Raw genomic sequence first — 14,196 nt, forward strand, 5'->3', positions numbered from 1 at the left:
ACAGGAGCACCCCACACCATGAGCGAGCGGCCCACGGACAGTCGACTCAGCCCCGGCGACCCCGCCCCCGACTTCACGCTGACCTCCGACACCGGCGACGAGGTGTCGTTGGCTGACCTGCGTGGCCGCAAGGTGATCGTCTACTTCTACCCCGCCGCCATGACCCCGGGCTGCACCACCCAGGCCTGCGACTTCAGCGAGTCCCTCGACTCCCTGAAGGGAGCCGGCTACGAGGTGCTCGGCATCTCCAAGGACGCCCCCGCCAAGCTGGCCAAGTTCCGCGAGCGCGACCACCTGACCCTCACCCTGCTGTCGGACCAGGACCTGGCCACCCACCGCGCCTACGCGGCGTACGGGGAGAAGAAGCTGTACGGCAAGGTCGTCGAGGGCGTCCTCCGCTCCACGTTCGTGGTCGACGAGCAGGGCACGCTCGAGCTCGCCCAGTACAACGTGAAGGCCTCCGGCCACGTCGCCAAGCTGCGCCGCGACCTCGGCCTCGACTGACCATGGTTGAGTTGGGCCTCGCTCGCGGTCGAGTTGGGCGTCACTGGCTCCGGCGAGCCGAGCGACGCCCAACTGAAGCCCCAGCGAAGCCCAACTCAACATGTCGGCGCCCGTAGCCCAACAGGGAGAGGCACCAGGTTTAGGTCCTGGCCAGTGCGAGTTCGACTCTCGCCGGGCGCACCCCATCACTACAGTCCGGCCATGGACTCCGCCCTCAGCACCGTCGGCCTGCCGATCGCGCTCGCCATCATCATGTTCGGGCTGGGGCTCGACCTCACGGTCCGCGACTTCCGCCGGGTCGGCGAGCACCCGAAGGCGGTCCTGGTCGCGCTCGGGTGCCAGCTGGTTCTGCTGCCGCTGGTCTGCTTCGGGCTGGTGCTGCTGTTCGACCTGCCACCGCTGCTCGGCATCGGGATGATGCTGCTGGCCGCCTCGCCGGGAGGGACGACGGCGAACCTGTTCAGCCACCTGTTCCGCGGTGACGTCGCCCTGAACATCTCACTGACGGCGATCAACTCGGTCGTGGCGATCGCGACCCTCCCGCTCATCACCAATCTCACGATCGCCTGGTTCGACCAGTCCGACAGCGTCTCGATGCCGCTGGTCGAGGTCGTGAAGGTGTTCGTGCTGATCCTGGTCCCGGTCGGCGTCGGCATGCTGGTGCGGTCCCGGAGCCCGCAGTTCGCGGCGCGGATGGACCGACCGGTCCGGATCGGGTCGGCGGTGATCCTGGCGCTGCTGATCGTCGGCATCCTGCTCGACCAGCGCGACGACGTGGGCGGCTACCTCGCCGACGTCGGCCTGATCGCCGCGGTCTTCTGCGCGCTCAGCCTGATGGTCGGGTACGTCGTGCCGCGATCGGTCGGCGTCGCCGACGACCAGGCCGTCGCGTCGTCGTTCGAGATCGGCGTGCACAACGGGACGCTCGCGATCTTCGTCGCCGTCGAGGTCCTCGGGTCGACCGAGATCTCGGTCCCGGCCGCGGTCTACTCGCTGCTGATGTTCCCTCTGGCCGCTGGGTGGGGCATGGCGATCTCGCGCCGGCGCCGGTTGCGGTCGGACGCCGAACCGGCGGTGACCTAGCCACGCCCTCGGCCGGGACGTGGCTCCGCCATCGCCGGCCGGGAGTCGCGCGGTGCCCCGGCTCCTCCCCCGTTCGAGGCTCGTGGGCGAGTCTGTCGGTTGGCGGGGGAAGTTTCGGCCGCCAACCGTCGGTTTCCCCGCTCAGCCGGGGAAACCGACACCCGGGCCCTCAGGACCGACCGCGCAGGGCGGCAGCCACCTGCGGAGCGATCGCCCGCAGCGCCCGGCCCCGGTGACTGGTCGCGTCCTTGGTGTCCGGGTCCAGCTCGGCCGTGGTCCGCTCGGGGTGCTCGACCGCGGCGAAGACGACGTCGTAGCCGAACCCGCCGCTCCCCCGCGTCTCGTGGACGATCCGGCCGTCCATCCGACCTTCGACGACCAGCTCGGTGCCGTCGGGGTGGCAGAACGCGACCACGCAGGTGAAGTGGGCGCCCCGTCGCTCGTCGGGCACGTCGGCCAGCTGCTCGAGCAGCAGCTCGTTGTTGCGGTGGTCGGACTTCGGGCGGCCCGACCACCGCGCGGAGAGCACCCCGGGCATCCCGTTGAGCGCGTCCACGCAGAGCCCGCTGTCGTCGGCGAGGGTCGGGAGCCCGGTCGCGGTCAGGCCGGCGCGGGCCTTCAGCAGCGCGTTGCCGGCGAAGTCCGGCTGGTCCTCGACCGGTTCCTCGTAGGCCACGACGTCCTCGAGCCCGAGCACCCGGACCCCCGGCACGAGCGGGGCCAGGATCCGCTCCATCTCGGCGAGCTTCTTGCCGTTGCGCGAGGCCAGGAAGATCGGGACGGCGTCGGTGGCCGGGGTCACGAGCCCAACGCCTCCCGCTGCAGCCGCGTCAGGTCGGCGCAGCCCTTCTCGGCCAGGCCGAGGAGCGCGTCGAGCTCGGAGCGGTCGAACGCCGCCCCCTCGGCGGTTCCCTGTACCTCGACGTAGCGGCCGTCGCCGGTCATCACGACGTTCATGTCGGTCTCGGCGCGGACGTCCTCCTCGTAGGGGAGGTCGAGCCGCGGTGCGCCGTCGATGATCCCGACGCTCACCGCGGCGACCGAGCCCGTCAACGGCTCCCCCGTCAGGGCACCCTGGGACCGGAGGTGGTCGACCGCGTCGGCCAGCGCGACGTACGTCCCCGTGATCGCGGCCGTCCGGGTGCCGCCGTCGGCCTGGAGCACGTCGCAGTCGAGCACGATCGTGTTCTCCCCGAGCGCGCCGTAGTCGATGACCGCGCGCAGGGACCGGCCGATCAGCCGGGAGATCTCGTGGGTCCGGCCACCGATCCGCCCCTTGACCGACTCGCGGTCCGAGCGGGTGTTGGTCGAGGCCGGGAGCATTGCGTACTCGGCCGTGACCCACCCCAGGCCCGATCCCTTCCGCCAGCGCGGGACCCCCTCGGTGGCCGACGCCGCGCAGAGGACGCGGGTACGACCGAACTCGACGAGGACCGACCCGGCAGCGTGGTCGAGCCAGTGCCGGGTGAGGGTGATCGGGCGGAGCTGGTCGTCGGCGCGGCCGTCCGCGCGCGCGGGAGAGTCGGTCATGTCGCCGACCCTAGGGTGCGCAGGAAGTCGGTGGGCCGGGCCCCCACCCCCGTGGAGGGTCCCGGCCCACCGAGTCGGGGGGGCTACTTGGGCTCGGCGCGCAGCAGGCGCCACAGCCCGAGCACGAAGGGCACGACCAGCCAGATCGTCCCGCTGACGAGGAGCTGTCCCAGCTCCTCGCCCGTGGGCACCGGGTCTCCGGTGAACAGGGAGCCCTGGGCGGTGTTGAACTCGATCCAGGGAGCCAGGTCGGCGAACCACTCCTGGAAGCTGGAGAGGATCCCCACGGCGATCGGGAGCACCAGGCTGTAGATGAAGTAGGTGACGATCGCGGCCGGGGTGTTCATGAGCAGCATGCCGATGGCGAAGCCCAGCAGGATCCCGATCAGGTTGGCGACGACGAAGCCGTTGACCAGCACCACGCCGGTGTCGATGGTCCACTCGCCACCCCCGAGTACGGTGCCGAACGCGGCGACCGCGAAGGCGACGGCGATCAGCCCGGCCCCCAGCAGCAGCGCGGCGACGAACTTCGATGCCACCACGCGACCGCGGTGCGGCTCCAGGGTGAAGGTCACCAGACCGGTCCGCTGGCTCCACTCGCTGGTGAGCATCAAGATCACCAGGACCGGCAGGAAGTAGCCGAGGACGGCTCCCGAGACCCCCAGCACGTTGCCCAGGGTCTGCGCGTCGTCGGGCGCCGCCAGGGCGTAGATGGTCACGACGATCAGGCACAGCGCGATGATCGAGAACGTGAACCAGCGTCCGGCCCGGGTGTCGAGGGCCTTGCGGAGCTCGACCCGGACCAGCCGGGTGAACGGCACCGCCGGGGTCGCGCTGACGTCGAGCTCCATGGGTGCGTCACTGGTGTTGTCGGTGGTGGTGGTCATGCCCGGCCTCCCTGGTCGGTGGCAGCCTCGGGGTGTCCCTCGCGCTGGGTTTCGGCGGTGAGCTCGAGGAAGAGGTTCTCCAGACCGCCGTCGGCGCCCCGGAGCTCGGTCAGCACGATGCTCTCGGCAGCAGCGACCCGGCCGACCTCGACCGGCTCGGCATCGACCCGGAGCCCCTCGCCCGCGACGTGGGCGGTCAGGCCTGCCGCCTTCAGGGCGGCGGCGAGGGCCTCGTTGTCCTCGGCGGTGGTCAGCGTGCCGCTGCGCCGTTCGGCGAGCAACGACCGGCGGTCGCCCTGCGCGACGATCCGGCCCCGTCCGATGAGGATCATCTCGTCGGCGATCTGCTCCACCTCGTGGAGCAGGTGGCTCGACAGCAGCACGGTGCCACCGCGGTCGGCGTACTGCTTGAGCAGCGAGCGCATCCAGCGGATGCCCGCCGGATCGAGGCCGTTGGCCGGCTCGTCGAGGATCAGCACCGACGGGTCGCCGAGCAGCGCGTGGGCCACGCCGAGCCGCTGCCGCATGCCGAGCGAGTAGTTGCGGATCCGCCGCTTGGCCTCGTTCCCGGTGAGCGACACCAGCTCGAGCATCTCCTCGACCCGGGAGTCGGGGAGGCCCATGGTGCGGGCGCCGATCGTGAGCACCTCGCGGCCGGTCCGACCGGCGTGCTGCGCGGAGGCGTCGAGCAGGACTCCGACGTGGAGACCGGGGTTGGGGATGTCGTGGTAGGCCAAGCCTCCGATGGTGGCCAGGCCGCGGGTGGGCGGCGTGAGCCCGACCATCGCACGCATCGTGGTCGTCTTGCCCGCGCCGTTGGGGCCGAGGAAGCCGGTGACCCGACCCGGCCGACAGGTGAACGAGACGTCGTCGACGGCGGTGAAGCCGCCGTAGGACTTGGTGAGGCCACGGACTTCGATCATGCGGTCCATCCTGCCGGGGGCCACCGCGGCCGCGCATCCGTCGGAGGCAGACGATCGGGGTGACCAAAGTAGGGGTCGAGCATGGTCGTCGGCAGGCTGGGAACCCGTCGGTGGGCGGCCTAGCCTGCTCCGGTGGACCAACCGACCCCCGAGCAGTACCAGCCCCGGCTGACGCCGTGGGCGCACACCTGGCGGCTCGCCGTGTGCGCGGTGCTCTCCGGCCTGGTCTGGTCGATGGTGGTCCGCTACCAGTGGACCGAGCGCCCGTGGCTGTTCTGGGTGGACGTCGTCCTCGGCCTCGCGGCGTACGTGCTGGTCTTCTGGCGCCGCCGGCACCCCCTCCTGGTCGCCGTGGTCACCGGCGCCTTCACCGTCGCGTCGGGGATCGCCGCCGGCCCGGCCACCCTCGCGGCGGTGTCGCTGGCGACGCGCCAGCGGATCCGGCCGGTGCTGCTGGTCGCCGTCGTGGGCATCGTGGCGGCGCAGGGCTACAACGACTGGCAGGTCGCACCCGCCGTGCGCGACCCGATCTGGCTCACCTTCGCGTTCAACGTCGTCATCACGGCCGGGATGCTGGGCTGGGGCATGTACATCGGCTCCCGCCGAGAGCTGTTGTGGACGTTGCGGGCCAGGGCCGAGCGCGCCGAGACCGAGCAGGAGATGCGGGTCGCGCAGGCCCGTACCACCGAGCGCGCGCGGATCGCCCGCGAGATGCACGACGTGCTCGCCCACCGGATCTCGCAGATCTCGGTGCTCGCCGGCGCGCTCGGGTTCCGCACCGACCTCACCCCGGACGAGATGCGGGAGGGAGCGCAGCGGATCCAGGAGCGCTCCCACGAGGCGCTCGAGGACCTCCGCGCCGTCCTCGGCGTGCTGCGTGACGACCGCACCGGCGAGGTGCTCGACCGGCCCCAGCCGACGTACGCCGACCTGACGGAGCTGGTCGGGGAGGCACGCGGCGCCGGGCTCACCGTCGACTTCGAGGACCGGGTGGTCGACGGAGAGGTGCCGGTCGTGGTCGGGCGCACGGTCTACCGGATCGTCCAGGAGGGAATCACCAACGCCCACAAGCACGCGCCGGGCAGCCGGCTGTCGGTGTGCATCACCGGTGGGCCGGGCGAGGGCCTCGAGGTGCTCCTCCGGAACCCGGTCGGTTTCGCGCGGTCGCAGACGCCGGGCTCCGGGCTCGGCCTGATCGGGCTGTCCGAGCGGGCGGACCTGCACGGCGGCCGGCTCGACTACCGCCGCGAGGGACCGACATGGGTGCTGCGCGGGTGGATACCGTGGCCCGCATGACCTCGGATACGAGCGTCGGGGTGCTCGTGGTCGACGACGACCCGCTGGTGCGGGGTGCGCTGACCCTGATGATGGGCGGTCGCGACGACGTCACCGTCGTGGGCGAGGCGTCCGACGGCCGTGAGTGCCTCGACGCGGCGGCTCGGCTGCGCCCCGACGTCGTCCTGATGGACCTCCGGATGCCGGTCCTGGGCGGGTTGGAGGCGACCCGGGCCCTGCACCGGCGACCCGACCCACCGCGGGTCATCGTGCTCACGACCTTCGACGCCGACGAGCACGTCCTCGGATCGATCGCGGCGGGCGCCGACGGCTTCCTGCTCAAGGACACCGAGCCGGCCCACCTCCTGGAGGCGGTCAAGCGGGTGGCGGCGGGCGAGCCGATGCTCTCCCCCACCGCGACCCGCTCGCTGATCGACCGGGTGCGGACGGTGGCCGCCGAGGACCGCACGTCCGGCGCGCGACGCCGGCTGGAGACGCTCACCGATCGGGAGCGCGACGTCGCCCTCGCCGTGGGGCGCGGCCTGAGCAACGCCGAGATCGCAGGTGAGCTCCACCTCTCGGTCCCGACGGTCAAGGCGCACGTCTCGCGGCTCTTCGACAAGCTCGACGTGACCAACCGCGTCCAGATCGCCATCGTCGTCCACGACGCCGGCCTGCTCTGAAGGAGGACGACCGTGGCGTACGACGAGGAGCTCGCCGGCCGGGTCCGCTCCACCATCGGCGGCGAGGACGGGCTCGAGGAGAAGCGGATGTTCGGCGGTCTCGCGTTCCTCGTCGACGGCCACATGGCCGTCGGGGTGAGCGGCCAGGGCGGGCTGATGGTGCGCGTCGACCCGGCCGCCGGCGAGGCGCTGGTCGACGGGGTCGGCGTGGTCCCGATGGAGATGCGGGGGCGGGCCATGACCGGCTGGCTCCGCGTCACGGCCGAGGCGGTCGCGTCCGACGAGGCTCTCGCCGAGTGGGCCCGCCGCGGGGTGGCCCACGCCCGCACGCTTCCGCCGAAGGACTGACAGCGTTCAGACGTCGTACGTCTGGCCGCACCGGGCGAGCTCGACCGGGCCGTCGTAGACGCTGCGTGCCTCGGCCGCCGCGTGCTCGCGGTCGAACCACGGCGGTACGTGGGTCAGCAGCAGCCGGCGAGCACCGCCCCGGGTGGCCGCCCCGCCGCCGTCGGCGCCGGTCAGGTGGAGGTCGGGCGGGTTGTCGTCGCCGGAGCGGAACGACGCCTCGGCCAGCAGCAGGTCGACGTCCTTCGCGACCCGGTCGAGGCCCTCGCACGGGCCGGTGTCGCCGGAGTAGCCGACCGTCGTGCCGTCGGCGCTGATCCGCAGGCCGTACGCCGACACCGGGTGCACGACCGGGACCGGCTCGACCCGGAACGGGCCGAGCTCGACCGGGTCGCCGTAGGCCCGGAAGTCGAACTCGGCGTTCATCCCCGGCGTCGTCGGCAGGTCGTAGGCGCGGGCCATCCGGTCGGCCGTGCCCTCGGGTCCCCACACGGGGATCCGTGGCTGGGCACCGTCCGGGTGGTACTTGCGCAGGACGTAGTAGCCACACAGGTCGAGGCAGTGGTCGGCGTGCAGGTGGCTCAGGAACACCGCATCGATCGACAGCGGGTCGACGTACTGCTGCAGGACACCGAGCGCGCCGGACCCGAGGTCGAGCAGGATCCGCCAGGTGCGCCCCTCGTCCTCCGCCTCGAGGAGGTAGCAGCTCGCGGGCGACTCGGGACCGGGGTAGGACCCCGAGCAGCCGATCACGGTGAGCCTCACCGCAGACCACCGGCGAACTGCGAGGCGACCGCCATCTCGGGTCCGAGGAACCGCCGGCCGACCGCGGCGAAGTCGTCGGGCGTCCCGGTGGTCAGGAACTCGTACGCCGCCTCGCCGTCGGGACGCATCAGGCCGGTCGCCGACAGCAGCTTCCAGACGTCCTTGGCGCACTCCTCGGCGCTCGACACCAGCGTCACCTCGTCGCCCATCACCAGCGAGATCACCCCGGTCAGCAGGGGGTAGTGCGTGCACCCGAGCACCAGGGTGTCGACGCCCGCCTCGACCAGCGGGTCGAGGTAGTCGTGCGCGAGCGCCAGCAGCTCGTCGCCGCCGGTGACGCCCGCCTCGACGTAGTCGACGAACGCCGGGCACGCGCGGGTCAGCAGGTCGACGTGGGGCGCGGCCGCGAACGCGTCGTCGTAGGCCAGGGACTCCGCAGTGGCGCGCGTGCACACGACGCCGATCCGGCCGTTGCGGGTCGCGGCGACGGCGCGCCGGGTCGCCGGGAGGATCACCTCGACGACCGGGACGTCGTACCGCTCCCGGGCGTCGCGCAGCACGGCCGCGCTGGCCGAGTTGCACGCGATGACCAGCGCCTTGACGCCCCGCTCGACCAGGTGGTCCAGGCACTCCAGGGCGTACTCGCGCACCTCCGCGATCGGCTTGGACCCGTAGGGCTGCCGCGCGGTGTCCCCCAGGTAGACGACGGACTCGTGCGGCAGCTGGTCGATGACCGACCGGGCCACGGTGAGACCACCGAAGCCCGAGTCGAAGATGCCGATGGGCGCATCGGCGGTCGCGGCCTGCACAGCAGAGAAGGCTACGTGCGCGGCGCCCCGACGGCACGTCGACGCGACCGAAGTCACGTCGGCTGGTCCCGGTCGCCGTGGTGGACAATGCCGGGATGGACCTCGGCGTCCACCTGCCGCAGGTCGACCTCACCGGGGAAGGGCTGTCACTGCGACGGGTCACCGAGAGCGCCCGCGCCGCACGCGACGCCGGGTACGCCGCGGTGTCGGCCAACGACCACCTCTTCTTCTCCCGGCCGTGGCTGGACGGCCTCACGGCCCTGGCTGCTGTCGTCGAGCACTCCGGGGACCTCGAGCTCGCGACCACGGTGGCGCTGCCGACCGTCCGGGGGCCGCTGCCGCTGGCCAAGGCGCTGACCGCGCTCGACGTGGTCTCCGGCGGTCGCGTGGTCGCCGGCATCGGCGCCGGGTCGTCGCGGACCGACCTCGCTGCCGTGGGTGTCGACTTCGACGACCGCTGGCGTCGGCTCGACCTCGACGCCGCGCTGCTGCGTCAGGTGCTGCGCGGCGAGCCGGCTCCGGGAGGACACCTCGAGCCGGGTCCGGTCCGCCCCGGCGGGATCCCGCTGTGGCTGGCCAGCTGGGGGTCGCCGGCCGGGCTGCGCCGGGTGGCCAGGCGGGGCGAGGGCTGGCTGGCATCGGCGTACCACACCGATCCGGAGCGCTTCCGTGCTGGCCGCAGCCTCCTCCGCGAGGCCCTGGCGGAGGCCGGCCGAGACGACCTCCCCGCCGCGCTCGCGACCATGTGGACGTGGGTCACCGAGGACGAGGAGGAGGCCGCCCAGGTGCTGCGCCGACACCTCGCCCCGATGCTGTCCGCCGATCCGGACGCGCTGCTCACGCACGTGTGCGTCGGCCCGGCCGGTCGATGTGCCGAGCTGCTGTCGGCGTACGCCGAGGCCGGGTGCTCGCGGGTCTACCTCTGGCCGATCGGCGAGGACCCGCGACAGCTCGAGCTGGTCGCCGAGCAGGTGCTCCCCCGCCTCTAGCGCGCCCAGAGCTCCGAGGGCAGCGGCCAGGGGTTGTGGCGGCACCCGGCCAGGCCCTTCGACTGCTGCATCATGACCGGCGCGGGGCGCCCCCGCCCCGGGCACCCCAGGTGCCCGTGACCGAGCCAGTGACCGGTCTCGTGGTTGAGGACCATGTGCCGGTAGGTGCGCCGCGACCTGTGGGCGCGGTTCCACGACGGCGACGCGTGCTGCCACCGCAGCTGGTTGATGATCACGTAGCGGCCCACCCGGCAGCTCCACTGCGCGCTGCAGACCGAGGAGAACCCCGGCACGCGCGACGCCTCGGCGAGCACCACGGAGAAGTCGCCGCCCCGGGCCACGCGCCGGAACGCGACACCCGCCGAGCGCCAGCCGCGCGGGTCGGCGAACGTCTCGGCGACCTGGCGGCGGAAGACGCCCAGGTCGGCGGTGATCCGGCCCCGGGTCTCGATCCGGTACGTCGCAGTGCGTCGTACGCCGACCCGGTGCCCGATCTCGCGACCGGGGCGCGAGGTGACCCGCGCCACGCGGTAGCCCTCCTTGCGGGCGGTCACCTGCACGCGCACGTGGTGGCCGACGTCGGCGTGGCTCAGCCGATAGCGCTTCTGCCGCGAGCCGGCGATCGGCTTCCCGTCGCGCAGCCAGCGGAACGACGTCGAGACCCTCACCTGCTGCCAGTCCCCGCGGTCGCCGGTCAGCCGGTGGGTGTAGCGGCGGGTCCCGGTGACCGCGGGTCGCTGCCGGAGCACCAGCTCGGCCCGGCGGACCCGGGTGGTGCGGCGGCTGACGGCCGACGCGGACTCGCCCAGCTCGTCGGTGGCGGTGACCTCGACGGACAGGCGCTCTCCGATGTCGGCGAGCCGGGGCCGGTAGCTGCGTGCCGTGGCGCCGTTGATCCGCCGGTCGTCGCGGAGCCACCGGTAGCTGAAGGTGAGCCCCTCGGCCGGTTCCCACGTGCCCTCGTCGGCCACCAGCCGACCGCGGTAGACCGGGTCGCCGGTGACCGTCGGGTCGGCGGTCGGTTCGGGCGGGTCCGCGGCGGACGCGGCCGGGGTGCCGGGCACCAGGGGGGCGGCCAGCACAGCGACGACGGCCACCACCCAGCGCCTCATGCCCAGAGCTGCCCTTCGAGTCGTTCCTCGGCCTCGTCGACGGTGCCCTCGTAGGCGCCGGTGGAGAGGTACTTCCAGCCACCGTCGCACACGACGAACGCGATGTCAGCGCGTTCGCCGGCCTTGACCGCCTTGGTGGCCTGGGCCAGTGCGGCGTGCAGGATCGCCCCGGTCGAGATGCCCGCGAAGATCCCTTCGAGGTCGAGCAGCTCCCGCACCCGGCGTACGGCGTCGCGCGGCCCGACCGAGAACCGCGCGTCGATCAGGGCCTCGTCGTAGAGCTCGGGGACGAAGCCCTCGTCGAGGTTGCGCAACCCGTAGACCAGCTCGCCGTAGCGCGGCTCGGCGGCGACGATCCGCACCCCCGGCTTCTCACGACGGAAGAACCGGGAGACCCCCATCAGGGTGCCGGTGGTGCCGAGCCCGCCGACGAAGTGGGTGATCTCGGGGAGGTCGGCGAGCAGCTCGGGCCCGGTCCCCTCCTCGTGGGAGAGCGCGTTCGCCTCGTTGCCGTACTGGTACATCATCACCCAGTCGGGGTGCTCGGCCGCGATCTCCTTGGCGACCCGGACCGCCTCGTTGGAGCCCCCCGCAGCGGGACTGGAGACGATCTCGGCGCCCCACATCCGCAGCAGCTGGCGCCGCTCCTCGGAGGTGTTCTCGGGCATCACGCAGACCAGCCGGTAGCCCTTGAGCCGCGCCGCCATCGCCAGGGAGATGCCGGTGTTGCCGCTGGTCGGCTCGAGCAGGGTGGAGCCGGGCCGGATCCGCCCCTCCTTCTCCGCCATCTCGACCATCTTCAGGGCCGGGCGGTCCTTGATCGAGCCGGTGGGGTTGCGGTCCTCGAGCTTGGCCCAGAGCCGTACGTCGGGGCTCGGCGACAGCCCCGGGAGCCCGATCAGCGGCGTGCCGCCGACCGAGGCGAGGAGGTCGTCGTACCGCGTCATCGAGCTATCGGACCGGCCGCCCTGCCGACGCGCCGGCTCCGCCGGCGACAGCGGGCAGCACGACGACCTGGTCGCCGTCGCTCAGCTCGGCCTCGAGGCCGCCGATGAACCGGACGTCCTCGTCGTTCACGTAGACGTTGACGAACCTGCGCAGGTCGGCACTGTCGTCGGAGACGTCGACGAGGCGGTCCTTGATCCCCGGGTGGTTGGCCTCCAGGTCGTCGATGAGCGCCGCGAGGCTGCCGCCCTCACCGGTGACGGCCTTCTCGCCGTCGGTGTAGGTGCGGAGGATGGTCGGGATCCGGACCTCGATGGCCATGGTGAACTCCTGAGCTTCTCGGGGGCGGGCTGCAGCGGGGCCGTCAGCACGGAAGGGCGCCGACGACGGAGACCGGTTCCTCGGTCACCTCGCCGTCGACGATCCTGTAGGACCTGAACTCCACGGGTCCCTCGTTATTCCCGTGCTCGCGGGTGCTCACGAGCACGTAGTGGGCGCCGGGCTCCATGGCCAGGCCGATGTCGGTGCGGCTCGGGTAGGCCTCGGTGGCCGTGTGGGAGTGGTAGATCACGACGGGTTCCTCGTCGCGCTCGTCCATCTCCTTGTAGAGCTCGAGCAGGTCGGTGGAGTCGAACTCGTAGAAGGTCGGGCTGCCGGCGGCGTTGACCATCTCGACGAACCGCTCGGCGCGGTCTGTTCCCGCGGGACCGGCCACCACGCCGCACGCCTCGTCGGGGTGGTCCCGCTTGGCGTGCGCGACGATCGCGTCGTACGTCGCCTGCTCGATGGTCAGCACGTCCCAAGGGTATTGACTGCCTGCGCGCCCCCCTCCCCCTGCCAGCATGTGGGCGCGGCCCGTAGGTTCGTCGGGTGCCTGACTTCGACCCGCTCGACATCGTGGACTGGCGGCGCCGGGTCTTCGCGCTGTACGCCGCCGTGCGCGCCGAAGCCGACCCCGCGGCCGGCCACGCGCTCTGGCGGAGGGGGCGTGACGAGCTGTTCGCCGGGCACCCCGCCAGCCCGCTGCTGCCCGAGGACCGCGCCGGCTTCAGCGGCCTCCGCGTGGCGCCGTACGACCCGGACTGGCGGTTCGAGGTGCCGGTGCTCCCCGCGCCGGCAGTGTCGTGGGAGCCGCAGACCGGGACCGACGGCGTGGTGCCGTTCGAGCGGCTCGGCGTGGTGAGGCTGCCCGGGGTCGGCGACCTCGACGTGTGGCGGCTGGCGGCCTACGGCGGCGGCGTGTTCCTGCCGCTGCGCGACGCGGGCTGTGGCAAGCCCGATGGTGGGTACGGCGGCGGCCGCTACCTGCTCGACACCGTCAAGGGTGCCGACCTGGGCGGTGACCGCGACCACCTGGTCGTCGACCTCAACTTCGCGTACCCGCCCTCGTGCGCCTACGACCCGTCGTGGGCCTGCCCCCTCGCCCCCGCCGGCAACCGGAGCGACACCGTCGTACCGGTGGGTGAGTTGGCCGGCTGACGGCCGCGCGGTCCCGACCGGCGGGGGTCTGGGTGGTGTCGGTGGCGCGCCCTAGCCTGTCGGGCATGCGGCACTTCGAGGACGAGGACCTCACCGGCGCTGAGTTCCGTGAGTGCGACCTGAGTCGGGCTCGGCTGGTCGGCGTCGTCATGCAGGACGCCGAGATCGACGGCCTGGTGACCAACCTCGTGGTGAACGGCGTCGAGGTCACCGCCTACGTCGAGGCCGAGCTCGACCGCCGCCACCCGGTCCGCCTGCTCCTCCGCTCCGACGAGCCGGCCGACCTGCGGGAGGCCTGGCGGCAGCTGCGCGACGACTGGACGGCGACCGCCGCGCGACTCCAGGCCCTGCCTGAGGGCAGCGAGCACGTCGGGGTCGACGGCGAGTGGTCGGCCGTCCAGACCCTGCGCCACCTGGTGTTCGTGCACGACTCGTGGTTCCGGCGCTGTGTCCTCGGACTGACGGAGTCGTTCACGCCGATGGGCCTGGGACCGTCGCTCGTGATGGAGGCGGAAGGCAGCCTCGACGCCTCCGCCCACGTCAGCCTCGAGGAGGTGCTCGCCGTGCGCGCCACCCAATCCTCCGAGATCGGGGCCTGGCTCGCCGAGACCACGCCCGACCTCCTCGCACAGCCCGCACCGGTGCCGGACGACGACCGTTGGCCCCCTTACGCCCGGGGCCGGACCGTGCGACAGTGCGTCGGCACCGTGCTCAACGAGGAGTTCGCCCACCACGGCTTCTGCGTGCGCGACCTCGACAAGCTGGCGCGCCGACGGACTGCGTCGCCGGAGCGTTGAGGACCTCCCACCTCACCCCTCGCGGGGCCGCCCCCTTGCCCGTGACGCTCCGGTCGCAGCGCGGAGCGGC

The 14,196-nt window shown here is 72.6% G+C and carries 18 protein-coding genes and 1 tRNA gene; 9 read left to right on the top strand and 10 right to left on the bottom strand.

The window, feature by feature from the left end; genetic code table 11:
* Nucleotides 1-18: 18 nt before the first annotated feature.
* From bcp to ACQ1X7_RS04975, 3 genes are all read left to right on the top strand, one after another.
* Nucleotides 19-504 carry a thioredoxin-dependent thiol peroxidase gene (bcp, locus tag ACQ1X7_RS04965; protein ID WP_432477057.1) on the top strand — a complete coding sequence of 162 codons (486 nt, stop codon included), beginning with the start codon at nucleotides 19-21 and terminating at the stop codon, nucleotides 502-504.
* 106 nt (nucleotides 505-610) lie between these two features.
* A tRNA-Leu gene (locus tag ACQ1X7_RS04970) sits at nucleotides 611-684 on the top strand.
* A gap of 21 nt (nucleotides 685-705) precedes the next feature.
* Nucleotides 706-1,587 carry a bile acid:sodium symporter family protein gene (locus ACQ1X7_RS04975; protein WP_432477058.1) on the top strand — a complete coding sequence of 294 codons (882 nt, stop codon included), beginning with the start codon at nucleotides 706-708 and terminating at the stop codon, nucleotides 1,585-1,587.
* Between the two features lie 169 nt (nucleotides 1,588-1,756).
* On the opposite strand, the gene rdgB is transcribed toward ACQ1X7_RS04975, so the two are convergent.
* The 4 genes from rdgB to ACQ1X7_RS04995 form a co-directional block, all read right to left on the bottom strand.
* Nucleotides 1,757-2,389 carry an RdgB/HAM1 family non-canonical purine NTP pyrophosphatase gene (rdgB, locus tag ACQ1X7_RS04980; protein WP_432477059.1) on the bottom strand — a complete coding sequence of 211 codons (633 nt, stop codon included), beginning with the start codon at nucleotides 2,387-2,389 and terminating at the stop codon, nucleotides 1,757-1,759.
* Complete coding sequence (gene rph, locus ACQ1X7_RS04985; RefSeq protein WP_432477060.1) at nucleotides 2,386-3,117, bottom strand: ribonuclease PH; 732 nt, start codon at nucleotides 3,115-3,117, stop codon at nucleotides 2,386-2,388. Before rph ends, rdgB begins: the two co-directional genes overlap by 4 nt.
* Nucleotides 3,118-3,200: 83 nt before the next feature.
* Nucleotides 3,201-4,004, bottom strand: coding sequence for an ABC transporter permease (locus ACQ1X7_RS04990; protein ID WP_432477061.1), 804 nt, complete (start codon nucleotides 4,002-4,004; stop codon nucleotides 3,201-3,203).
* Nucleotides 4,001-4,927 (bottom strand): ABC transporter ATP-binding protein, encoded by a 927-nt coding sequence (locus tag ACQ1X7_RS04995; protein WP_432477062.1) that lies wholly within the window; start codon nucleotides 4,925-4,927, stop codon nucleotides 4,001-4,003. The genes ACQ1X7_RS04990 and ACQ1X7_RS04995 overlap by 4 nt, the downstream gene beginning before the upstream one ends.
* Before the next feature lie 132 nt (nucleotides 4,928-5,059).
* Here ACQ1X7_RS04995 and ACQ1X7_RS05000 point away from each other — a divergent pair, with 132 nt between their 5' ends.
* The 3 genes from ACQ1X7_RS05000 to ACQ1X7_RS05010 are packed head-to-tail and all read left to right on the top strand — an operon-like array spanning nucleotide 5,060 to nucleotide 7,233.
* Entirely contained in the window at nucleotides 5,060-6,223 is a 1,164-nt protein-coding gene (locus ACQ1X7_RS05000; RefSeq protein WP_432477063.1) for a sensor histidine kinase, read from the top strand.
* Nucleotides 6,220-6,885: a response regulator gene (locus ACQ1X7_RS05005; protein WP_432477064.1), complete on the top strand. Its 666-nt coding sequence runs from the start codon at nucleotides 6,220-6,222 to the stop codon at nucleotides 6,883-6,885. The genes ACQ1X7_RS05000 and ACQ1X7_RS05005 overlap by 4 nt, the downstream gene beginning before the upstream one ends.
* Before the next feature lie 12 nt (nucleotides 6,886-6,897).
* On the top strand, nucleotides 6,898-7,233 hold the full coding sequence (locus ACQ1X7_RS05010; protein ID WP_432477065.1) for a TfoX/Sxy family protein: 336 nt from the start codon (nucleotides 6,898-6,900) through the stop codon (nucleotides 7,231-7,233).
* Between the two features lie 6 nt (nucleotides 7,234-7,239).
* Here ACQ1X7_RS05010 and ACQ1X7_RS05015 read toward each other — a convergent pair whose 3' ends face one another.
* Nucleotides 7,240-7,995 (bottom strand): MBL fold metallo-hydrolase, encoded by a 756-nt coding sequence (locus ACQ1X7_RS05015; protein ID WP_432477066.1) that lies wholly within the window; start codon nucleotides 7,993-7,995, stop codon nucleotides 7,240-7,242.
* Nucleotides 7,992-8,804, bottom strand: a complete 813-nt coding sequence (gene murI, locus ACQ1X7_RS05020) for a glutamate racemase (protein ID WP_432477067.1) — start codon at nucleotides 8,802-8,804, stop codon at nucleotides 7,992-7,994. The genes ACQ1X7_RS05015 and murI overlap by 4 nt, the downstream gene beginning before the upstream one ends.
* A gap of 95 nt (nucleotides 8,805-8,899) precedes the next feature.
* Between murI and ACQ1X7_RS05025 the strand changes: the two genes are divergently transcribed.
* Nucleotides 8,900-9,793 carry an LLM class flavin-dependent oxidoreductase gene (locus ACQ1X7_RS05025; RefSeq protein ID WP_432477068.1) on the top strand — a complete coding sequence of 298 codons (894 nt, stop codon included), beginning with the start codon at nucleotides 8,900-8,902 and terminating at the stop codon, nucleotides 9,791-9,793.
* On the opposite strand, the gene ACQ1X7_RS05030 is transcribed toward ACQ1X7_RS05025, so the two are convergent.
* The 4 genes from ACQ1X7_RS05030 to ACQ1X7_RS05045 are packed head-to-tail and all read right to left on the bottom strand — an operon-like array spanning nucleotide 9,790 to nucleotide 12,646.
* The gene (locus tag ACQ1X7_RS05030; protein WP_432477069.1) at nucleotides 9,790-10,890 is read right to left on the bottom strand and encodes a DUF3152 domain-containing protein; all 1,101 of its coding nucleotides are present in this window, start codon (nucleotides 10,888-10,890) and stop codon (nucleotides 9,790-9,792) included. The two genes, ACQ1X7_RS05025 and ACQ1X7_RS05030, sit on opposite strands and share 4 nt — an antisense overlap.
* A gap of 11 nt (nucleotides 10,891-10,901) precedes the next feature.
* Nucleotides 10,902-11,852 carry a PLP-dependent cysteine synthase family protein gene (locus ACQ1X7_RS05035; protein WP_432477070.1) on the bottom strand — a complete coding sequence of 317 codons (951 nt, stop codon included), beginning with the start codon at nucleotides 11,850-11,852 and terminating at the stop codon, nucleotides 10,902-10,904.
* 4 nt (nucleotides 11,853-11,856) lie between these two features.
* Nucleotides 11,857-12,171 carry a MoaD/ThiS family protein gene (locus ACQ1X7_RS05040; RefSeq protein WP_432477071.1) on the bottom strand — a complete coding sequence of 105 codons (315 nt, stop codon included), beginning with the start codon at nucleotides 12,169-12,171 and terminating at the stop codon, nucleotides 11,857-11,859.
* A 43-nt stretch (nucleotides 12,172-12,214) separates the two neighbouring features.
* A complete protein-coding gene (locus tag ACQ1X7_RS05045; protein ID WP_432477072.1) occupies nucleotides 12,215-12,646 on the bottom strand; it encodes a Mov34/MPN/PAD-1 family protein in 432 nt (143 codons plus the stop codon).
* Between the two features lie 74 nt (nucleotides 12,647-12,720).
* Between ACQ1X7_RS05045 and ACQ1X7_RS05050 the strand changes: the two genes are divergently transcribed.
* A complete protein-coding gene (locus tag ACQ1X7_RS05050) occupies nucleotides 12,721-13,329 on the top strand; it encodes a DUF1684 domain-containing protein (protein ID WP_432477073.1) in 609 nt (202 codons plus the stop codon).
* A gap of 65 nt (nucleotides 13,330-13,394) precedes the next feature.
* Nucleotides 13,395-14,126: a DinB family protein gene (locus ACQ1X7_RS05055; RefSeq protein WP_432477074.1), complete on the top strand. Its 732-nt coding sequence runs from the start codon at nucleotides 13,395-13,397 to the stop codon at nucleotides 14,124-14,126.
* The last annotated feature ends 70 nt before the right edge of the window (nucleotides 14,127-14,196 follow it).

The sequence above is a fragment of the Nocardioides sp. GXQ0305 genome (assembly GCF_050880345.1).
In the GTDB taxonomy this organism is placed as follows: Bacteria; Actinomycetota; Actinomycetes; order Propionibacteriales; family Nocardioidaceae; genus Nocardioides.

Excerpts from the sequence above, each read along its gene's own strand:
- bcp (WP_432477057.1), top strand. The coding sequence starts at position 19 with ATGAGCGAGCGGCCCACGGACAGTCGACTCAGCCCCGGCGACCCCGCC.
- ACQ1X7_RS04975 (WP_432477058.1), top strand. The coding sequence starts at position 706 with ATGGACTCCGCCCTCAGCACCGTCGGCCTGCCGATCGCGCTCGCCATC.
- rph (WP_432477060.1), bottom strand. The coding sequence starts at position 3,117 with ATGACCGACTCTCCCGCGCGCGCGGACGGCCGCGCCGACGACCAGCTC.
- ACQ1X7_RS04990 (WP_432477061.1), bottom strand. The coding sequence starts at position 4,004 with ATGACCACCACCACCGACAACACCAGTGACGCACCCATGGAGCTCGAC.
- ACQ1X7_RS04995 (WP_432477062.1), bottom strand. The coding sequence starts at position 4,927 with ATGATCGAAGTCCGTGGCCTCACCAAGTCCTACGGCGGCTTCACCGCC.
- ACQ1X7_RS05005 (WP_432477064.1), top strand. The coding sequence starts at position 6,220 with ATGACCTCGGATACGAGCGTCGGGGTGCTCGTGGTCGACGACGACCCG.
- ACQ1X7_RS05025 (WP_432477068.1), top strand. The coding sequence starts at position 8,900 with ATGGACCTCGGCGTCCACCTGCCGCAGGTCGACCTCACCGGGGAAGGG.
- ACQ1X7_RS05035 (WP_432477070.1), bottom strand. The coding sequence starts at position 11,852 with ATGACGCGGTACGACGACCTCCTCGCCTCGGTCGGCGGCACGCCGCTG.
- ACQ1X7_RS05040 (WP_432477071.1), bottom strand. The coding sequence starts at position 12,171 with ATGGCCATCGAGGTCCGGATCCCGACCATCCTCCGCACCTACACCGAC.
- ACQ1X7_RS05055 (WP_432477074.1), top strand. The coding sequence starts at position 13,395 with ATGCGGCACTTCGAGGACGAGGACCTCACCGGCGCTGAGTTCCGTGAG.